This is a genomic window from Streptomyces sp. NPDC050738, assembly GCF_040654175.1.
In the GTDB taxonomy this organism is placed as follows: Bacteria; Actinomycetota; Actinomycetes; order Streptomycetales; family Streptomycetaceae; genus Streptomyces.
The window spans coordinates 288,526-307,044 of the sequence record NZ_JBFAHN010000004.1; the positions used below are offsets into that span (position 1 = coordinate 288,526).

Genomic DNA, 18,519 nt, shown 5'->3' on the forward strand with positions numbered 1-18,519 from the left:
CCGCGTCCTCTGACCGGCCCGCCCGCACTTTTCGCGCGCTCCGAGGCGTCCTCCGAGGCGTCCTCCGTCGCGCCAACTCCCGCTCCCGCACCGCGTTCCCTGCATCCTGATCAGGACAAGGACCCGCCATGCTCTTCCTCCCGCGCGCCTTCGTGCGCCCGGCCGCCCTGACCGCTGCCCTCCTGGGCCTCGTCGCCGGGGTGGGTTCCGCCTCGGCCGCATCACCCGGGTACGGCCCGCTCCCGCCCCGCAACCCGGCCACCGCCGCCAACGGCACCGCCACCATGCACGGCGACAGCGCCTCCAGCGACACCACCCCGTACGCGGGCCCCGGGACAGGGGCCGTCACCGCCTCTCGTACGGCACTCGCCTCCGCCTGCCCCACCGTCGTGATCGGCGACGACGGCTATCCCGTCACGCTCTGCACGACGATCTTCGGCCAGACCCCCACCGTGCACCTCCTGGACCCCGGCAACGGCGCCGACCTCGCCTCCCTCGCCCTCCCCAAGGGCAGCCTCTTCGGCGGCGTGTACGCCTACCTCGACCAGGACAACGCCCTGGTCGCGGTCGACGGCGACGACAACCTCCTGCGCATAGGCCACCACCGCACCGCGAACGGCTGGGCGCTGACCGTCGACCAGTCGACCCCGCTCGCCGCAGCCCTCCCCGACGGCGACAACGTGGTGGGCCTCAGCCCCGGCTGGAACGGCCGGATCTGGTTCGCGTCGACCGGCGGAGTCATCGGTACGGTCGACACCGGTACGGGAGCCGTACGCACGATCAGCACCGGCGAAGAGGTGCAGAACAGCATCTCGACGATCCCCGGCCGGACCGCGGTGGCCACCACCCACGCGCTGTACCTGCTGACCGAGGCCCCCGACGGCACCCCGCGGATCAGCTGGCGCGCACCGTACGACCGCGGCCCCGCCCGCAAGCCGGGCCAGCTGAGCTGGGGCACGGGCGCGACGCCCAGCTTCTTCGGCCCCGGCGACGGCACGGAGTACGTGACGATCACCGACAACGCCGCCCCGCACGAGAACCTGCTGGTCTACCGGGTCGCGGACGGCGCGGGCGGTGCCGGCCCGGTCTGCTCGATCCCCGTGCTCACCCAGTACGCGGCCAGCGGCACCGAGGACGCGGTGATCGCGTCGGGCCGCAGCGTCTTCGTCACCAACACCTACGGCTACCCCTACCCGGCGCTCCCCGCAGGCGCCCCCGCCAGCACGCCGTCGTCCGCGAACTTCGACGGCGGTCTGACCCGGGTGGACGTCGACGCGGAGGGCACCGGCTGCTCCGTGGTGTGGAACAGCACCGTCAAGTCGGCTGCCCTGCCCCGGCTTTCGCTCGGCGACGGCAAGATCTACACGGTCACGGTGACCGGCCCGACGGACTCGGTCGGCAGCCAGACCTTCGCCACGTACGCGTACGGAGTGATCGACCCGGCCACGGGCAAGCAGACCGCGCGCTCCGCGCTGGGCATCGGCCTGCTCTTCAACCCGCTGCAGATGACGGGCACGACGGGCCCGGACGGCACCCTCTACCAGGGCACCGAGACGGGCGTGGTCCGGATCAGACGAAACTGAGCGCGTCCGGCCCGAGGGGCGGCACGAGCCCCTCGGCCGCCGCCCTCGTCAGCAGACCCCGTACCGCCGCATAACCGTCTTCACCGAGGTCCGCGGTGAACTCGTTCACGTACAGACCGATGTGCTGGTCGGCGACCGACGGGTCCATCTCCTGGGCGTGCTCGGTGACGTACGGGCGCGAGGCCTCCGGGTCGTCCCAGGCCATCCGGACCGAGGTGCGGATGGTCTGCGCCAGCTCGCGCAGCTTCTCCTCGCCCAGCGAGCGCTTGGCGATGATCGCGCCCAGCGGGATGGGCAGCCCGGTGGTGGACTCCCAGTGCTCGCCCATGTCGGCGAGGGAGTGCAGACCGTAGTTCTGATACGTGAAGCGCGCCTCGTGGATGACCAGACCGGCGTCGACCTTGCCGTCGCGGACGGCGGGCATGATCTCGTTGAAGGGCAGCACGACGATCTCGCCGACCCCGCCCGGCACCACATCGGCCGCCCACAGCCGGAAGAGCAGATAGGCGGTCGAGCGCTCGCTCGGCACCGCGACCGTCTTGCCGGTCAGATCGACGCCCGCCTCCCGCGTCAGCACCAGCGGACCGCACCCACGCCCGAGCGCGCCGCCGCAGGGCAGCAGCGCGTACTCCTCCAGGACCCACGGCAGCACGGCGTACGAGACCTTCAGCACATCCAGTTCGCCGCGCTCGGCCATCCCGTTGGTGATGTCGATGTCCGCGAAGGTGACGTCGAGCGGGGGCGCGCCCGCCACCCGCCCGTGGGCCCAGGCGTCGAAGACGAAGGTGTCGTTGGGGCACGGCGAGAACGCGATCTGCACAGGGTCAGTCATGGCTGTTCCAACTCTCCAGTACGGGTGGGATCTTCCCGAAGGCCTCGGTGAGCGCGGCCAGCGCGTCGCCGATGCGCCAGGCGTCCCGGTCGCGCGGGCCCACCGCGTTGGAGATCGCGCGCACTTCCAGGGCGGGGACGCCGTGCTGATGCGCGGCCTCCGCGACGCCGAAGCCCTCCATGGCCTCGGCGACGGCGCCCGGGTGCGCGAGGCGCAGGGCGGCGGCGCGCTCGGCGGTGCCGGTCACGGTGGAGACGGTGAGCACGGTGCCGGTGGCGGCGGCGCAGGCCGCGGCAGTCCGCCGTACGAGAGCGGAAGGCGGCCGGTGCTCCACCGAGCCGAAGCCCAGCTCGGTCACCGGGACGAACCCGTCAGGGGTCTCCGCGCCCAGATCGGCGGCGACGATCGCATCGGCGATCACGAGGGAGCCGAGCGGGACACCGAAGCCCCCGCCGATGCCGGCGGAGACGACGAGGTCGTACGTACCGAGCGCGAGGGCCGTGGCGGCGGCAGCCGCGGAGGCGGCGGGACCGACCCCGCCCGCGATCACGTCGAAAGCCCCGGAAAGGGCCCCGGACGCGCGCGTGACCGCGTCCCGCTCAGCGGGTACCGCCGTCACGACGAGAATGCGCATGGGTCGGGTCAGGCGTCCTTTTCGAGCTTGAACGACCACAGGCCGGTCGCCTTGGAGCTGGTGCCCTCGACGATGCTGATCGTCGTGGTCTTGCCCTTGGCGCCGTACTGGGCGTTGAAGAAGACGCTGCCGGGGATGGACAGGTAGGTCTTCTTGCTGGCCTCGGTCAGCGGCTGACCGTTCATCAGCAGCGTCCAGCCGTTGTCGGCGATGTCCGGGTCGACACCCAGGCGGACCTTCGCGTCCGGGTCGACCTTGATGGACTTCATGTCCTTGTCCTGCAGGCAGCCCTGGAGCTTGGCGACGTCGAGCTTCTTGCCGTCGTTGTAGCAGGCGGCCTGGGAGTTCACCGAGTTGTCGCCGACCGTCACGGTCGCCACGGGCGTCGGCTTGTCGCAGGCGGACAGGACGAGGAGTCCGGCGGACACCGCACCGAGAGTGGCGGCGGCGCGACGGCGCTTGGAAGAGAACGCAACGGTCATGGGGCGAAGGCTATCTCTCGTCCCAGCTCACGCCACGCGGGGGTGCGGCGTGCCGCGCCTCGCGGCGGCGAGGAGCCCTCGTACGGTCGCGAAGAATCCCGTGGCGACCAGGACGGCGGCCACCGACATGCCCAGCACGCCGTTGAGCGGCAGGGCGATCCCGATCGCGCCGCCGATCACCCAGGCGACCTGCAGCATCGTCTCGGAGCGGGCGAAGGCCGAGGTCCTGACCTCCTCGGGCACGTCGCGCTGGATCATCGCGTCGAGCGAAAGCTTCGAGAGGGCCTGGCAGAAACCCGCGGTCGCACCGAGCACGGCCACCATGACCGGCGAGAAGAAGACCGCGGCGACGATGGCCACGCCCAGCGCCAGGGCCAGCATCGTCGCGATGATCAACTCGGGGCCGCGTGATTTGAGCGCCGCCCCCATCGCCGTGCCCAGCGCATTGCCGACGCCCGCCGAGATGCCGACGACGGCGAGCGAGACAGCGGCGCTCTGACCGGCGAGCGGATGGACCCGGAGCAGAAAAGCAAGAAAAAAGATCAGGAATCCGGAGAGCGCCTTGAGCGAGGCGTTGGCGGCGAGACCGTTCAGGACGGAGGGGCCGACGGTGCGCAGGCCGGGCTTCTGCCGGCCGTCGTCGCCGTACTTGACCAGCTGCGCCCGGCGCTCGCCTTTCGCGGAGTCGACCTTGTGAGGGAGGGTGAAGGCCAGGAACGTACCGGCGACGAAGACGGTGAAGGCCCCGTACAACGGCCATGGCGGGCCGATGTGTTGGAGCCCAGCCCCGATCGGCGCGCCGATCGCCGTCGCGAGCAGCCCCGCGAGGGTCACTCTGGAATTGGCTTTGACCAGGGAGAAGCCGGGTGGCAGCAGCCGTGGCACGACGGCGCTTCTGACCACCCCGTACGCCTTGGACGCCACCAGCACCCCGAGCGCCGCCGGATACAGCTCGAGCCCGCCCGTCGCCACCGCGCCCGACATCATCAGCGCGAGCAGCGCCCTGGCCAGCATCGCGCCGGCCATCGCGGCGCGGCGGCCGTGCGGCAGGCGGTCCAGGAGCGGGCCGATGACCGGGGCGAGGAGGGTGAAGGGCGCCATCGTGATGGCGAGATAGAGCGCGACACGGCCGCGGGCCTGATCGGTCGGTACGGAAAAGAAGACCGTGGAGGCGAGCGCGACCGTCACCATGACGTCACCCGCGCTGTTCACCGCATGGAGTTCGATCAGTTTCCCGAGACCCGACTCGCCCGCGCCATGGGCATGCGTGGCCCGTCTGATCCCTTTCGCCGTACCGGTGAAGGGCAGGTGCAGGGCACGTCCGACCGCCCGGCCCGCCCTGCGCACCGGGCCGATCCCATCGGTCGACCTCGCGGTTGCCACCCCGTCATAGTGCCCCAAGCCCTACCGACCCGAACCGGGATTCCTCCGTGCAGGTGGGCGAGGAGCGGAAGAGAAGGTAGCGTGCGTAGCGCGCCACCGGCGGTCGACTCTGGCCGCGCGCCTCTCCGGCATCCCGCAGAATGGGTAGGAACAAGGTGCGCCCCAGCAGGTCGGGCGCGGACGTCGATGCGGCCCCCTGGTCCGCTCCGCCCGCTGCTCGTACGCGATGGTCCGTCCGGCGCACCCGTGAGACGGCGTAGGAGAGAAGCGAGACCTGTGAGTGCTGCGACGACGAGAAGCCGTACCCCTGACCGTCTGTGCGCCGAGGCGGTAGACCTTGCCCGCGAGGCGGCCGAAGAGGCTGCCTTCCCGGGGGTGGTCGGCGAGCATGTGGCCGCCGTCGCCGAGGGTGACCGGGTGGTCACGCACTATTTCGAGTGCAAGGAAATGGGCTACCGGGGCTGGCGCTGGGCGGTGACGGTCGCCCGGGCGTCCCGGGCGAAAATCGTCACCCTCGACGAGACGGTCCTGCTGCCGGGATCCGATGCGCTGCTGGCCCCCGAATGGGTGCCGTGGAGCGAGCGGCTGCGGCCCGGGGACATGGGCCCAGGCGATCTGCTGCCCACCGAGGCGGAGGATCTGCGGCTCGAGCCCGGGTACTCCGGCGAGGACGAGCCGCCGCCGAACTCCGTGGTCTCCGAGGCTGCCTACATGGAAAGCGTCGCGTCGCGGGTCGACGAGGAGGACGCGGAGGTCGTGGACCGGTCCGCGGTGCCCCCTGCCCGAGGGTCGATCGCCTCGGTCGCCGAGGAGCTCGGCATGCGCCGGGCCCGGGTGCTCTCCCGGTACGGGCTGCATGTGGCGGCCGACCGCTGGGAGGAGTCGTTCGGGGCGAAGACCCCGATGGCGCAGGCGGCGCCCGCGACGTGCGTCTCCTGTGCGTTCATGGTCCCGCTGACGGGCTCGCTGAGCCAGGCCTTCGGGGTCTGCGCGAACGAGTTCGGTCCGGCGGACGGCCATGTCGTCTCGCTGTCGTACGGCTGCGGAGGCCACTCCGAGGCGGCGGTCATGCCGACCCCGACGCGCCCGGCACCGCTCCGCCTGGACTCCACGGCGGCGGACCCCTTCACGCTGCGGCCCGACCCCGAGGGCGGTTCGGTGTCGCTGGTGGATGCGGGTGGCGCGGAGGACCTGGGCCACTCCTGACGGACCCCGGGAGGCGCGCCCCCACCCCGGGGCTCCGCCAGCAAATTTCAGCCCGTCCGGCGATTGAGGACATGCGGCCGAAGGCCGCATACGGGGGCGCAGGGGGCGAAGCCCCCGCTTGCCGGGGCTCGGGGGTCCGGGGCGTAGCCCCGGTTCGGGAAGGGGCGGGGTGGGGAAAAGCTCCGCCGGACCTCCCACCCGCACCCGTAAGCCCCGCCCACTCGGGTAGGTGCCCCCTCGCCCGCGCGGTACCTTTCGGGACCGCACATCCCCAGCACAGCGAGGAGCACCAGCCGTGATCGTGAAGCCGACTGCGACGGACGACGGGGTCGACCCCTTCGGTACGGCACGGCTGCGACGCGGCGTTCTCGACGCCTGGGCCGCCAGCCCGGCCCGCTTCCGAGAAGACGCCAACTCCGAGGAGGACCTCGCCCTCGGCGGCTACCGCGACCGCCTCGTCGTGGAGCTCGCGCAGAACGCCGCCGACGCCGCCGCCCGCGCAGGCGTCGACGGCAGGCTCCGGCTGACACTGCGCGAGGGCACCCTCGCCGCCGCGAACACCGGCGCCCCCCTCGACGCCACAGGCGTGGAGTCGCTCTCCACCCTCCGCGCATCGGCCAAGCGCACGGACGACGACACCCAGGACACCCAGGGCGCAGTCGGCCGCTTCGGCGTCGGCTTCGCGGCCGTCCTCGCCGTCAGCGACGAGCCCGCCGTCGTCGGGCGGCACGGCGCCGTCCGCTGGTCGCTCGCCGAGGCGCGGGACCTGGCCGCGGCGGCAGCCCGGGACGTGCCCGGCCTCGCGGACGAACTCCGGCGCCGCGACGGCCACGTACCGCTCCTGCGCCTCCCGCTGCCCGCCGAGGGCACCGCCCCGGACGGCTACGACACCGTCGTCCTGATGCCGCTGCGCGACGGCGGCGCCGAGGACCTGGCCGGGCGGCTGCTCGCCGGCATCGACGACGCCCTGCTGCTGACCCTGCCGGGGCTGCGCGAGATCGTCGTCGAGACAGCGGAAGGCGTACGGACGCTGACCCGGTCCGCCGAAGGCCCGTACATCCACATCACGGACTCGGCGTCCGGCACGACCCGTTGGCGCACCGCCGCAGCCCATGGCGCGCTGGAGCCGAAGCTCCTGGAGGGCCGGCCCGTGGAGGAGCGACTGCGCCCCCACTGGGCCGTCACCTGGGCCGTCCCCGTCGACGGCGAGGGCGCGCCCGTACGCCCCCGCACCGCCCCCGTGGTGCACGCGCCGACGCCCACCGACGAACCCCTGGGCGTACCCGCCCTGTTGATCGCCTCGCTGCCGCTCGACCCGTCCCGCCGCCACCCGGCCCCAGGCCCGCTCACCGACTTCCTTGTCGAGCGGGCGGCCGACGCGTACGCCGAACTCCTCGCCGACTGGGCGCCCGTCTCCACCGGCACCATCGACCTCGTCCCCGGCCCGCTCGGCAAGGGCGAGCTGGACGGCGCCCTGCGCGCCGCCGTGCTCGACCGGCTCCCGCGCATCGCCTTTCTCGCACCGGCCGCCCCGCCCGAGGAGGCACAGCCCGATGCCGGGCAGGACGAGTTCGGGCGCACGGTTTCGGGTGGCGCCCCGCACGCCCTGCGGCCGGTCGAGGCCGAGGTGGTCGAGGGGGCGGGCGCGGAGACCGTGAAGGTGCTGGCCGAGGCGTTGCCGACGCTGCTGCCCGCCGGGCTCGAGCGCCGCGCCGAGCTGCGGTCGCTCGGTGTGGCCCGGCTCTCGCTGGGCGAGGTCATCGACCGGGTCGCGGGCATCGAGCGCGAACCGGGATGGTGGTGGCGGCTGTACGACAGCCTCGCCGGAGTCGACCCGGACCGCCTCAGCGGGCTCCCGGTGCCGCTCGCCGGCATCGAGACCGGCGCCGGGGCAGATGCGGAGGGCGGTCCTGCGGACTTCGCGCCTGCCGTCCGCCGGGGCCCCCGTACCGCCACCGGCCCCCGCCAGGTCCTGCTGCCGCAGCTCTCCGACGGGCCCGCTCCCGTCAGCCCCGCCACCCTGGCCCGCCTCGGCCTCAAGGTCGCCCACCCCGACGCCGCCCACCCCCTCCTCGAAAAGCTGGGCGCGCTGCCCGCGACTCCTCGCGCCGTCCTCACGACCCCGCAGGTGCGGGCAGCCGTCGCCGCGTCCCTCGACGCGGGGGAGATCTGGGACGAGGACGAAAACGCCCTGGACGCGGACGAGTTGGCGCAGACCGTCCTCGCGCTCGTACGGGATGCCGACCTGGCCCCCGGCGACGAGCCCTGGCTGGCCGCGCTCGCCCTGCCCGACGAGGACGGTGAACTCGCCCCGGCCGGCGAGCTGGTCCTCCCCGGCAGCCCTTTCGCGCAGATCATGCGCGAGGGCGAACTGGCCGCCTGCGACCAGGAGTTGGCGGACCGCTGGGGCGAGCAGCCGCTGACCGCCTGTGGTGTCCTGGCGACCTTCGCTCTCGTACGCGCCACCGACGTCGTCCTGGACCCGGACGAACTCGACCCGCGCGACGGGGACTTCGCCGAGCCCGACGACGCGGGCCTCCTGGACGCGGTCGACGTGTGGTGCGAGGACCTCCTCGACCAGCTCCCCGAGACCCCTGTGCCGCCGGTCGCCACCGAGCTGGTGGCCGTACGCGACCTCGACCTGGTCGACGACGACGCCTGGCCGCAGGCCCTGGCCCTCCTCGCCCAGCCGCCGCTGCGCGACGCGCTCACCCAGCCCGTCCGCGTCCTGCTCCCCGACGGCACGACCACCTCGGTGCGCTCGTACACCGCCTGGTGGCTGCGCGACCACCCGGTCATCGACGGCCGCCGCCCGGCAGGGATGCGGGCGCGAGGCGGTGACCAGCTCCTGCAGGGCCTCTACGAGGAGGCGGACGCCACCGGCTTCGAGGACGAGCAGGTGCTCAGGGCCCTGGGCGTACGGACCTCCGTCGCCGCGCTCCTCGACGAGCCGGGCGGCGCGGCCGAGCTCCTCACCCGCCTCGCGGACCCCGACCGCGACGTCACCGCGCCCCAACTGCACGCCCTGTACGGCGCCCTGGCCGACCTCGACCCCGAACAGGTCACCCTCCCCGACGAGTTGCGCGCCATCACGGACGACGGCCGGACGGTGATCGTGGACGCCGCCGATGCGGCGGTCGCGGACGCCCCCGACCTCCTGCCGCTCGCCGCGGGTGTCCCGCTCCTGCCCGTCGCCCCGTCCCGCGCCGCCGATCTGGCCGAGCTCTTCCAGGTGCGCAGGCTGAGCGAGAGCGTCGAGGCGGACGTCACCACGCAGGGCGAGGAGCGCGAGGTCCCCGCGGCCGTGCGCACCCTGCTCGGCCCGGCCACCCCGGCGACGTACACCGAGCACGAAGAGCTCTTCGCGGGCGGCGCGGAGCTGGACTGGCACCGCACCCGCGACGGGGTGCTGCACGCGGCGACGCTGGAGGGTGTGGCGGCGGGGCTCGCCTGGTCGGCGGGGCAGTGGCCGCGCCGGTTCGAGGTGGCGGCGCTGCTCGAGGACCCGTCGCGTACGGAGGAACTGGCGCGCGACCGCTGGTTCGACTGAGCGGTCACATTTTCTTCACCGTTCGTACAACCTTTCACTTCTGTCACAGGTCTGGTCTGCGGAAGCACGGGATTTTCCGTGTTCCGCAGACCTTTTCTGGTTGCCGCCACGGGGGGAATCCCGGCTGCACCACACCACCATGGGGACATACATGCGCATTCGCACCGCACTGGCCACTGCCACCGGCGCTCTGGCCATCGCCTCGCTCGTCGCGCCGGCCGCTCAGGCCGCAGGCAGCACCCCGTCGGCCATCGAGGTCCCGACGCTTCAGACCCCGGGTCACCAGATGTCGGCGTTCGCCGCCGCGTCCGGTGACAAGCAGGTCGGTGACACCAAGATCTCGAACGTCGTCGTCAACGGCGGCAAGAACATCGTCGTCGGCACCGCCGTCAAGAAGACCGTCACGATCTCCTTCACCGCCAAGGACAACAAGGGCATCTACAGTGCCATGGCGTTCCTGTGGCACGGCAGCTCCTTCACGGCGAAGAACGGCATCAACGGCGCCATCACGCCGACCGCCGACGAGGCCACGTGCAAGAAGGTCAGCAGCACGACCTCGAACTGCAAGATCAGCATGGTCGCCGACCCGAAGGAGAACATCTACAGCAACATCCTCGCGGGCAGCTGGAAGGTCTACGTCGGCGCCGCCGGCAACGACAACAGCATCCAGATCAAGACCGCGTACAAGACCCAGCTGGTCCAGCGCGGCGCGAAGATCGACGAGGCCGACGCCGGTCCCGAGCCGGTCGTCAAGGGCCAGCTCGTCACCGTCAAGGGCCGCCTCGCGCGTGCCAACTGGGACGACCTGGCGTACCACGGCTACACCGGCCAGCCGGTGAAGCTGCAGTTCCGCGCGAAGACCGCGAAGACCTACACGACGGTCAAGACTCTGAAGACGGACGCCACGGGCCGCCTGAAGACCTCGGTCAAGGCCACGGTCGACGGCTACTGGCGCTGGAGCTTCGCCGGTACGTCCACGACGCAGGAAGTCACCATCCTGGGCGACTTCGTCGACGTGAAGTAAGCACTTCCGCACTTCAAGGGCCCGGCCCCCGCATCCAGCGGGGACCGGGCCCTTTGCCGTAACCCCTAGTCGGGGAAGCGCCGCCCGACCCACCGCCAGGCGAACTCCAGCGCCACCGAGGCGACCGCCGCGATCCCCACCGCCGTCCACGGCAGGGAGACGCCCACCAGCTTCAGCGCGAAGAAGTCCTGCAGCCACGGCACGACCAGCACCAGCAGGAAGCCCGCGGCCATCGCCAGGACCAGGCAGATGCGCCACCAGGTGTACGGGCGGGCGATGATCGCGAGCACCCACATCGAGACCAGGAAGAGCGTCAGCGTCGCCGCGCTCGTCTCGGCGGCCAGGGAGCCTGCCCCGGTGTAGAAGTGCCGCGCGAACATGTACGTGATGAACGTGGCCAGCCCCGCGATCACGCCGCCCGGGATGGCGTACTTCATGACCCGGTGCACGAAGTGCGGCTTGGCGCGCTCCGTGTTGGGAGCCAGTGCGAGGAAGAAGGCGGGGATGCCGATGGTCAGCGTCGAGAGCAGCGTCAGGTGGCGCGGCAGGAACGGGTAGTCGACCTGGAAGCAGACCACCAGGACCGCGAGCAGTACCGAGTAGACCGTCTTGACCAGGAAGAGCGTCGCCACCCGGGTGATGTTGCCGATGACCCGGCGGCCCTCGGCGACCACCGAGGGCAGCGTCGCGAAGCTGTTGTTGAGGAGCACGATCTGGGCGACCGCCCGCGTCGCCTCCGAGCCCGAGCCCATGGAGACGCCGATGTCGGCGTCCTTCAGGGCCAGGACGTCGTTCACGCCGTCGCCGGTCATCGCGACCGTGTTGCCCTTGGACTGCATGGCGGCGACCATGTCCCGCTTCTGCTGCGGGGTGACGCGCCCGAAGACCGAGTTGGCCTCCAGGACCTTCGCCATCTCCTCCTGGTCGGTGGGGAGTTGGCGGGCGTCGATGGTGTTCTCCGCGCCCGGCAGGCCGAGCTTGGCCGCGACCGCGCCGACCGAGACCGCGTTGTCGCCGGAGATCACCTTCGCCTGGACGTTCTGCTCGGCGAAGTAGGCGAGGGTCTCGGCGGCATCGGGCCGCAGCCGCTGCTCCAGGACCACCAGGGCGGTCGGTACGGCGCTCGCGGCCGGCTCGGCGTCGTCGAGTTCGCCGGCGGCCCGGGCGAGCAGCAGCACCCGCAGTCCCTGCCGGTTGAGCTGGTCGATCTCATCGAGTGCCGCGTCCCCGGCGGGCAGCAGCACATCGGGGGCGCCGAGCAGCCAGGTCGAGTTCTCGCCGTTGCCCTCGCTGAAGGCGGCCCCGCTGTACTTGCGGGCCGAGGAGAAGGGCAGCGACTCGGTGCAGCGCCACTCCTCCACCTCCGGATAGGCGTCGATGATGGCCTGCAGGCTGGCGTTCGGGCGCGGGTCGGACTCGCCCAGGGCGCCGAGGACCTTGCGTACGTAGGCCTCGTCCGCGCCTCCCAGCATCCGCGCCTCGGTGACGTCCATGCCGCCCTCGGTGAGGGTGCCGGTCTTGTCGAGGCAGACCACGTTGACCCGGGCCAGGCCCTCGATCGCGGGAAGCTCCTGGACGAGGCACTGCCTGCGGCCCAGACGGATGACGCCGATCGCGAAGGCGACGGAGGTGAGCAGGACCAGGCCCTCGGGGATCATCGGGACGATGCCGCCGACCGTCCGGGCGATGGAGTCCTTGAAGTTGTGCTTGTCGTGGACGAGCTGGCTGATGATGAGCCCGATCGCGGTCGGGACCATCATCCACGTCACGTACTTCAGGATCGTGGAGATACCGGTCCGCAGCTCGGAGTGGACCAGGGTGAACCGGCTGGCCTCCTCCGCGAGTTGGGCCGCGTACGCCTCGCGTCCGACCTTCGTCGCGGTGAACGCGCCGCCGCCCGCGACCACGAAGCTGCCCGACATCATGGGGTCGCCGGGCTTCTTGAGCACCGGGTCGGCCTCGCCGGTCAGCAGCGACTCGTCGACCTCCAGGCCGTCGGCCTCCACGGTCTCGCCGTCGACCACCACTTTGTCGCCGGGGCCGAGTTCGATGAGGTCGCCGAGGACGATCTCGGAGGTGGAGATCTCCGCGGCCTGCCCGTCGCGCCGTACCGTCGGCTTGGCCTCGCCGACCACGGCGAGGGAGTCGAGGGTCTTCTTGGCGCGCAGCTCCTGGATGATGCCGATGCCCGTGTTGGCGATGATGACGAAGCCGAAGAGCCCGTCCTGGATCGGCGCGACGAAGAGCATGACCACCCAGAGGACGCCGATGATGGCGTTGAAGCGGGTGAAGACGTTGGCGCGGACGATCTCGGAGAGGGACCGGCTGGAGCGCACGGGGACGTCGTTGACCTCGCCCCGCGCGACGTGCTCGGCGACCTCGGCGGTACTCAGTCCCTGTGCCCGGCCCGGGGTGTGCGCGTGCGCGTGTTCGGGCGGTGCGATGGGGTGGACCGGATCGAGCTCGGCCCCGGCGTCGATCTCTGGCCCATGGGTCATGGATCCGACGTTACGGGCGGAAGGTGCCCTTCACCTGTCGAGAAGCGGCAAGCTCAGACCTGAGCAGGACCTGAATCGTCCTGTGGCAGTACGGCGGCTGCCGCCGTCTCCGCCGCGTGCCTCTTGAGGGCCGCGTCACGCCCCCGTACGTACCAGATGCCGATGAGGCCGAGACCGCCGCCGGCCAGGCAGGTCCAGACCCACCAGAGCTTTCCGTGGTCGTCGAACCAGCCGTAGAACGGGATCTGGACGAGGAAGAGAACGAACCAGAGGATCGTGCCGCCGGTGACGGTGGCAACGACCGGGCCCTCCAGGGGCTCGGGTGCCTCATGCGTTGGTGTCCACTTCGCCATGCGCTCAGTGTAGGCGCGGCCTGCATAAGTGCTGTCAGCCCAGGTGGCCCAAGGGTCTACGCGCGGAGATAGCGATCTTTCCTTTATGTATTCATACTGAAACCGCTCAGGAATGGCTGGTTCCGTTCGGATAAACGTCCAAACCTGGCGCTTTCCTATCGCCCTATGACAACTGAGGTCAAGCGCATGTCCCCCTCTGCCACGGCTTCGGTCGACGCCAAGCAGCCGCCGTCCCCGGGTGGGCCGCCGAAGAACGCCCTCGACGGCTTCTTCAAGATCAGCGAACGCGGTTCGACCGTCGTCCGGGAGATCCGTGGCGGGTTCGCCACCTTCTTCGCGATGGCCTACATCATCGTGCTGAACCCGATCATCCTGGGCAGCGCGAAGGACATGTACGGGCACCAGCTCGACCACGGCCAGCTGGTCACCGCCACCGTGCTGACCGCCGCCTTCACCACGCTCCTGATGGGCGTCATCGGCAATGTGCCGATCGCGCTCGCCGCTGGCCTCGGCGTGAACACCGTCGTCGCCCTCCAGCTCGCCCCGCGCATGAGCTGGCCGGACGCGATGGGCATGGTCGTCCTGGCCGGTCTCGTCGTCATGCTGCTCGTCGCCTCCGGGCTGCGCGAGCGGGTCATGAACGCCGTACCGCTCGGCCTGCGCAAGGGCATCGCGATCGGTATCGGCCTCTTCATCATGCTGATCGGCCTCGTCGACTCGGGCTTCGTCTCCCGTATCCCCGACGCCGCGCACACCACCGTGCCGCTGCAGCTCGGCTCCGACGGTCACCTCAACGGGTGGCCGGTGCTGATCTTCATCCTCGGCACGCTGATCACCCTTGCGCTGATCGTCCGCAAGGTGCCGGGCGCGATCCTCATCTCGATCGTCGCGATGACCGTGCTCGCGCTGATCATCAACGCGATCGCCGACATCCCGGCCCTCAACTGGGGCCTCACCGTCCCCGAGTGGCCCGGGAATCCGGTCGCCAGCCCCGACTTCGGGCTGCTCGGCAAGGTCAGCCTCTTCGGCGGCTTCTCGAAGGTCGGCATCCTCACCGGGATCCTCTTCGTCTTCACCGTGCTGCTGTCCTGCTTCTTCGACGCGATGGGCACCATCCTCGGCGTCAGCGACGAGGCCAAGCTGCTCGACAAGGACGGCAACCTGCCGGGCGTCTCCAAGGTGCTCTTCGTCGACGGCATCGCCGTCGCCGCGGGCGGCGCCAGCTCCTCCTCGGCGACCACCTGCTTCGTCGAATCGACCGCCGGTGTCGGCGAGGGCGCGCGTACGGGCTTCGCCAACATCGTCACCGGCGGGCTCTTCGTGGTGGCACTGTTCCTCACACCGCTCGCCACGATGGTCCCGGCCCAGGCCGCCACCCCCGCACTGGTCGCGGTGGGCTTCCTGATCCTGTCCGGCTCCATCACGGCGATCGACTGGACCGACTTCACGATCGCCATTCCGGCGTTCCTGACGATGGTCCTGATGCCGTTCACGTACTCGATCACCAACGGCATCGGCATCGGCTTCATCACCTTCTGCGTCCTGCGCCTCGTCGCGGGACGGGGACGCAGCGTGCCGATCCCGATGTACGTCGTCGGGGCGGTGTTCGTCTTCTACTACCTGATGCCGGCCCTGGGCCTCACATAAATCAGGCAGCCCCGTAGAACTTCTCTGTTGCATCGACCGCGGTCTTGAACCGCTCGTCGAAGTCGTCGCGAATGAGCGTCCGGACCACATAGTCCTGGACGCTCATTCCGCGTTTGGAGGCATGCTGCTTCAGGCGGTCGAGCAGCTCGCCGTCTATGCGCAGGCTGAGTACTTCCGACAGCACTTCCGATCCCATGCGGAACAGCGTCCCGGGGCGGGGGCGCCCGGCACGTCACTTTCCGCCTCCGACTCACTCATTTGAGTGACGTGACCAGCTACACGGTTTCGGAGTGGTCTTTAGTTAGGGTAATGAGTTACGCTAACGACCATGCCTGACCTTACGCCCGGCGACAAAGCCGCCGCCGTGGACTCCCTGCGCTCCGCCGTCATGCGGCTGGGCCGGCGCCTGAAGCACCAGCGCGTCGACGAGTCGCTGAGCCCCACCGAGATGTCGGTGCTCGCGACCCTCGCGCGCTGCGGCAGCGCCACCCCCGGCGAACTGGCCCGCAAGGAACACGTCCAGCCGCCGTCGATGACCCGCATCGTGGCGCTCCTGGAGGCCAAGGGCCTGGTCAGGCTGGAGCCGCATCCCGACGACCGCCGGCAGAAGGTGGTCAGCCAGACCGAAGCGGCCGAGGCGATGCTCGTCGAGAGCCGCCGCAAGCGGAACGCCTGGCTGGCCGAACTCGCCGACGGCCTGGACGAGGACGAGTGGGCGAAGCTCTTCGCCGCCGCCCCCGTACTGGAGAAGCTCGCCCATCTCTGACACCCACCAGACATTCCTGCCGACCCGCCTAGGAGGCGACCTCGATTGAGTACGGGACCCGGAGCAGACTCCGCACCCGCACCGACAGACATCCCCGTCAAGAGCTCGATGTTCAGCTCGCTGAAGATCCGCAACTACCGTCTCTTCGCGACCGGTGCCGTGGTGTCCAACACCGGCACCTGGATGGCCCGCATCACCCAGGACTGGCTCGTCCTGTCCCTCACCGGCTCCTCCGCAGCAGTCGGCATCACGACAGCGATGCAGTTCCTCCCGATGCTTCTCTTCGGCCTCTACGGCGGCGTGATCGCCGACCGGTTCCCCAAGCGGAAGCTGCTCCTCACCACCCAGGGCGCGATGGGTCTCGGCGGTCTCTTCCTCGCCGTGATGACCCTCTCCGGGAACGTCGAGGTCTGGCACGTGTACGCCACGGCCTTCTTCACCGGCCTGGTCACCGTCGTCGACAACCCCTCCCGGCAGTCCTTCGTCTCCGAGATGGTCGGCCCCGACCAGATCCGTAATGCCGTCTCCCTGAACTCGGCGAACTTCCAGTCCGCCCGCCTCATCGGCCCCGCCGTCGCGGGCGTCATGACGGCGGCCGTGGGCCCCGGCTGGGCCTTCCTCGCCAACGGGCTCTCCTTCATCGCGCCGCTCACCGGCCTGATGCTGATGCGCACCTCCGAATTCCACCCCGCACCGCGCAGGGCACGCGGCAAGGGCCAGCTGCGCGAGGGCCTCAACTACGTCTCCAAGCACCCGGAGCTGATCTGGCCGATCGTCCTGGTCGGCTTCATCGGCACCTTCGGCTTCAACTTCCCGATCTGGCTCTCCGCCTTCGCCAACGGCACCTTCCACGGCGGCTCGGGAATGTACGGCATGTTCAACACCCTGATGGCGATCGGCTCCCTGGTCGGAGCGCTCCTCGCCGCACGCCGCGGAACCTCGCGGCTGCGCGTCCTCGCCGGGGCCGCGATCGCCTTCGGCGTCCTGCAGGTCGCGGCGTCGATGGCACCGACCCTCTGGCTCTTCGTCCTGCTCCTCGTCCCCATCGGGATCCTCGGCCTGACGGTCAACGTCACCGCCAACTCGACGGTCCAGATGGGCACCGACCCCGAGATGCGGGGCCGGGTGATGGCGCTGTTCATGATGGTCTTCACCGGCGGTACGCCGCTGGGCGGACCGCTCTTCGGCTGGCTCACGGACGCCTATGGGGTCCGCCTGAGCTTCGCTCTCGGCGGCATCATCTGCGCGATCGCGGCGGTCGGCGTCGGCCTGATGCTGGCCCGTGCGGCGAACCTGCGGCTCAAGGTGGACCTGCGCAAGGGACAGCAGCACCTCGCCTTCGTCCCGCGCGAACTGGCCACGGCGGCCTAGAGGCGTCTAGAGGCGCCGAGCCAGCACCTGTCCCCGCCACTCCCCGGCCGAGAACTTCTCGGTCGGGGAGAAGCCGTTGCGCACGTAGTACGCGACGAGTTCGCCGTCCGGGCCGGCATAACAGTCCACCCGCAGCAGCGAGATCCCCTCGCGCCGGGTCTCCTCGGCCGCGTGCCTCAGCAGCTCGCTGCCGACGCCGAGGCCCGCGAACCGCCGGTCGATGACGAGCAGATGGATGTAGCGCTCCGGTTCGTCGGCCGGGGCGAGCTCCGGACCAGGCCCTTCGGTCAGGGTGAGGGTGCCGGCCGGGACGCCGTCGACCTCGGCGATCCAGGGCGAGCCCTCGGCCACGTACCGGTGCACCTTCTCCACGGCCTTCGGCATCGAGGACCAGGGCTTGGTGCCCCACTGGCCCGTCCGACCCTCCGCGACCAGCCACTCGATGGCGCCGTCCAGCATGCCGAGTATCGCGGGGATGTCGTCGGCCCCACCCTTTCGGATCTTCATGGGCGGAGAGACTAGGCCGCGATCAGTCGCGGGGGAAGTCGTCGGTCCGCAGCATCAGGCTGACGACTGTGGCCGTCAGGTCCACGGGGTCGCCGAAATGGAGGCTGAGCGTGGAGCGGTACTTGCCGCCCTCGGGGAGCGTGTGGAGATGCCACTCGCCCGTGTAAGGGTCGGTGATCAGGTAGACGGGGACTTCGGCGGTGGCGTATGCGGCCAGCTTGGGGCCGTAGTCATTGGCCGCCGTGTCTTTGGAGATCACCTCGGCAACGAACTCGATGTCCCGGTGGTCCCAGCGGCCCTTGGCGCTCTTCATGGCGCCGTCACGGAGTTTGGCGACATCGGGGGCAAAGCCGTTGAGATGCCCGGGGAAATCGATACGCACATCCGATGTCACTTTGACGTCCACGCCGTACTTGTCCTCCAGGGCTCGCACGATCCGGCGGATGATCTGCCAGTGGACGTCCCGTTGCGGCGTCATGTGGATGGCCCCCTCGACGACCTCGACCTTGTATCCCTCGGGGACGGCCATCCGTTCGATTCCATCGAACATCATGTCCAGGCTGAGCTCGTCGCTCTCTTCGGCCATCTCGGTCCTGTCGTCAAGAACAGTCACAGTGGCGCTCCTCCCCGCTGCCGCGTAAGCGCATGCAGCCGCGCAGTACAACGATACGCATGGCTCCCGG

Annotated in this window: 16 protein-coding genes; 7 read left to right on the plus strand and 9 right to left on the minus strand. The window is 70.6% G+C overall.

What is annotated here, in order from left to right; genetic code table 11:
• The first annotated feature begins 128 nt into the window (after window positions 1–128).
• A complete protein-coding gene (locus AB0H78_RS13050; RefSeq protein WP_363234416.1) occupies window positions 129–1,583 on the plus strand; it encodes a hypothetical protein in 1,455 nt (484 codons plus the stop codon).
• On the opposite strand, the gene AB0H78_RS13055 is transcribed toward AB0H78_RS13050, so the two are convergent.
• The 4 genes from AB0H78_RS13055 to AB0H78_RS13070 are packed head-to-tail and all read right to left on the minus strand — an operon-like array spanning window position 1,570 to window position 4,914.
• Entirely contained in the window at window positions 1,570–2,415 is an 846-nt protein-coding gene (locus AB0H78_RS13055; protein WP_363234417.1) for a 1,4-dihydroxy-6-naphthoate synthase, read from the minus strand. The genes AB0H78_RS13050 and AB0H78_RS13055 overlap by 14 nt on opposite strands.
• Window positions 2,408–3,049 carry a futalosine hydrolase gene (locus tag AB0H78_RS13060; protein ID WP_363234418.1) on the minus strand — a complete coding sequence of 214 codons (642 nt, stop codon included), beginning with the start codon at window positions 3,047–3,049 and terminating at the stop codon, window positions 2,408–2,410. The genes AB0H78_RS13055 and AB0H78_RS13060 overlap by 8 nt, the downstream gene beginning before the upstream one ends.
• Before the next feature lie 8 nt (window positions 3,050–3,057).
• Window positions 3,058–3,531: a DUF2771 domain-containing protein gene (locus tag AB0H78_RS13065; protein WP_363234419.1), complete on the minus strand. Its 474-nt coding sequence runs from the start codon at window positions 3,529–3,531 to the stop codon at window positions 3,058–3,060.
• Between the two features lie 27 nt (window positions 3,532–3,558).
• The gene (locus AB0H78_RS13070; RefSeq protein WP_363234420.1) at window positions 3,559–4,914 is read right to left on the minus strand and encodes an MFS transporter; all 1,356 of its coding nucleotides are present in this window, start codon (window positions 4,912–4,914) and stop codon (window positions 3,559–3,561) included.
• Window positions 4,915–5,190: 276 nt separating this feature from the next.
• Here AB0H78_RS13070 and AB0H78_RS13075 point away from each other — a divergent pair, with 276 nt between their 5' ends.
• The 3 genes from AB0H78_RS13075 to AB0H78_RS13085 all read left to right on the plus strand — a co-directional run bounded on the left by AB0H78_RS13075 (window position 5,191) and on the right by AB0H78_RS13085 (window position 10,694).
• Window positions 5,191–6,120: a DUF3027 domain-containing protein gene (locus tag AB0H78_RS13075; protein WP_363234421.1), complete on the plus strand. Its 930-nt coding sequence runs from the start codon at window positions 5,191–5,193 to the stop codon at window positions 6,118–6,120.
• A gap of 301 nt (window positions 6,121–6,421) precedes the next feature.
• Window positions 6,422–9,670 carry a molecular chaperone Hsp90 gene (locus AB0H78_RS13080; protein ID WP_363234668.1) on the plus strand — a complete coding sequence of 1,083 codons (3,249 nt, stop codon included), beginning with the start codon at window positions 6,422–6,424 and terminating at the stop codon, window positions 9,668–9,670.
• Between the two features lie 151 nt (window positions 9,671–9,821).
• Entirely contained in the window at window positions 9,822–10,694 is an 873-nt protein-coding gene (locus AB0H78_RS13085; protein WP_363234422.1) for a DUF5707 domain-containing protein, read from the plus strand.
• A gap of 65 nt (window positions 10,695–10,759) precedes the next feature.
• Here AB0H78_RS13085 and AB0H78_RS13090 read toward each other — a convergent pair whose 3' ends face one another.
• Window positions 10,760–13,192: a cation-translocating P-type ATPase gene (locus AB0H78_RS13090; protein ID WP_363234423.1), complete on the minus strand. Its 2,433-nt coding sequence runs from the start codon at window positions 13,190–13,192 to the stop codon at window positions 10,760–10,762.
• 53 nt (window positions 13,193–13,245) lie between these two features.
• Window positions 13,246–13,545 (minus strand): DUF2530 domain-containing protein, encoded by a 300-nt coding sequence (locus tag AB0H78_RS13095; RefSeq protein ID WP_363234424.1) that lies wholly within the window; start codon window positions 13,543–13,545, stop codon window positions 13,246–13,248.
• Window positions 13,546–13,731: 186 nt separating this feature from the next.
• Here AB0H78_RS13095 and AB0H78_RS13100 point away from each other — a divergent pair, with 186 nt between their 5' ends.
• On the plus strand, window positions 13,732–15,192 hold the full coding sequence (locus AB0H78_RS13100) for an NCS2 family permease (protein ID WP_363234425.1): 1,461 nt from the start codon (window positions 13,732–13,734) through the stop codon (window positions 15,190–15,192).
• A gap of 1 nt (window position 15,193) precedes the next feature.
• Here the strand turns inward: AB0H78_RS13100 and AB0H78_RS13105 are convergent, their stop codons facing one another.
• Window positions 15,194–15,388, minus strand: coding sequence for a ribbon-helix-helix protein, CopG family (locus tag AB0H78_RS13105; RefSeq protein WP_363234426.1), 195 nt, complete (start codon window positions 15,386–15,388; stop codon window positions 15,194–15,196).
• Between the two features lie 132 nt (window positions 15,389–15,520).
• Here AB0H78_RS13105 and AB0H78_RS13110 point away from each other — a divergent pair, with 132 nt between their 5' ends.
• Entirely contained in the window at window positions 15,521–15,958 is a 438-nt protein-coding gene (locus AB0H78_RS13110) for a MarR family transcriptional regulator (RefSeq protein WP_363234427.1), read from the plus strand.
• A 45-nt stretch (window positions 15,959–16,003) separates the two neighbouring features.
• Entirely contained in the window at window positions 16,004–17,329 is a 1,326-nt protein-coding gene (locus AB0H78_RS13115) for an MFS transporter (protein WP_363234428.1), read from the plus strand.
• A gap of 6 nt (window positions 17,330–17,335) precedes the next feature.
• Here AB0H78_RS13115 and AB0H78_RS13120 read toward each other — a convergent pair whose 3' ends face one another.
• Together AB0H78_RS13120 and AB0H78_RS13125 are read right to left on the minus strand one after the other, a co-directional pair.
• Window positions 17,336–17,836, minus strand: a complete 501-nt coding sequence (locus AB0H78_RS13120; protein WP_363234429.1) for a GNAT family N-acetyltransferase — start codon at window positions 17,834–17,836, stop codon at window positions 17,336–17,338.
• A gap of 22 nt (window positions 17,837–17,858) precedes the next feature.
• On the minus strand, window positions 17,859–18,449 hold the full coding sequence (locus AB0H78_RS13125; protein WP_363234430.1) for a Uma2 family endonuclease: 591 nt from the start codon (window positions 18,447–18,449) through the stop codon (window positions 17,859–17,861).
• Window positions 18,450–18,519: the final 70 nt, after the last annotated feature.

Bases quoted from the DNA above. Each gene is read 5' to 3' on its own strand.
- AB0H78_RS13110 (WP_363234427.1), top strand. From the start codon at position 15,521: ATGCCTGACCTTACGCCCGGCGACAAAGCCGCCGCCGTGGACTCCCTG.
- AB0H78_RS13065 (WP_363234419.1), bottom strand. From the start codon at position 3,531: ATGACCGTTGCGTTCTCTTCCAAGCGCCGTCGCGCCGCCGCCACTCTC.
- AB0H78_RS13055 (WP_363234417.1), bottom strand. From the start codon at position 2,415: ATGACTGACCCTGTGCAGATCGCGTTCTCGCCGTGCCCCAACGACACC.
- AB0H78_RS13090 (WP_363234423.1), bottom strand. From the start codon at position 13,192: ATGACCCATGGGCCAGAGATCGACGCCGGGGCCGAGCTCGATCCGGTC.
- AB0H78_RS13105 (WP_363234426.1), bottom strand. From the start codon at position 15,388: ATGGGATCGGAAGTGCTGTCGGAAGTACTCAGCCTGCGCATAGACGGC.
- AB0H78_RS13095 (WP_363234424.1), bottom strand. From the start codon at position 13,545: ATGGCGAAGTGGACACCAACGCATGAGGCACCCGAGCCCCTGGAGGGC.
- AB0H78_RS13085 (WP_363234422.1), top strand. From the start codon at position 9,822: ATGCGCATTCGCACCGCACTGGCCACTGCCACCGGCGCTCTGGCCATC.
- AB0H78_RS13100 (WP_363234425.1), top strand. From the start codon at position 13,732: ATGTCCCCCTCTGCCACGGCTTCGGTCGACGCCAAGCAGCCGCCGTCC.
- AB0H78_RS13050 (WP_363234416.1), top strand. From the start codon at position 129: ATGCTCTTCCTCCCGCGCGCCTTCGTGCGCCCGGCCGCCCTGACCGCT.
- AB0H78_RS13120 (WP_363234429.1), bottom strand. From the start codon at position 17,836: ATGAAGATCCGAAAGGGTGGGGCCGACGACATCCCCGCGATACTCGGC.
- AB0H78_RS13060 (WP_363234418.1), bottom strand. From the start codon at position 3,049: ATGCGCATTCTCGTCGTGACGGCGGTACCCGCTGAGCGGGACGCGGTC.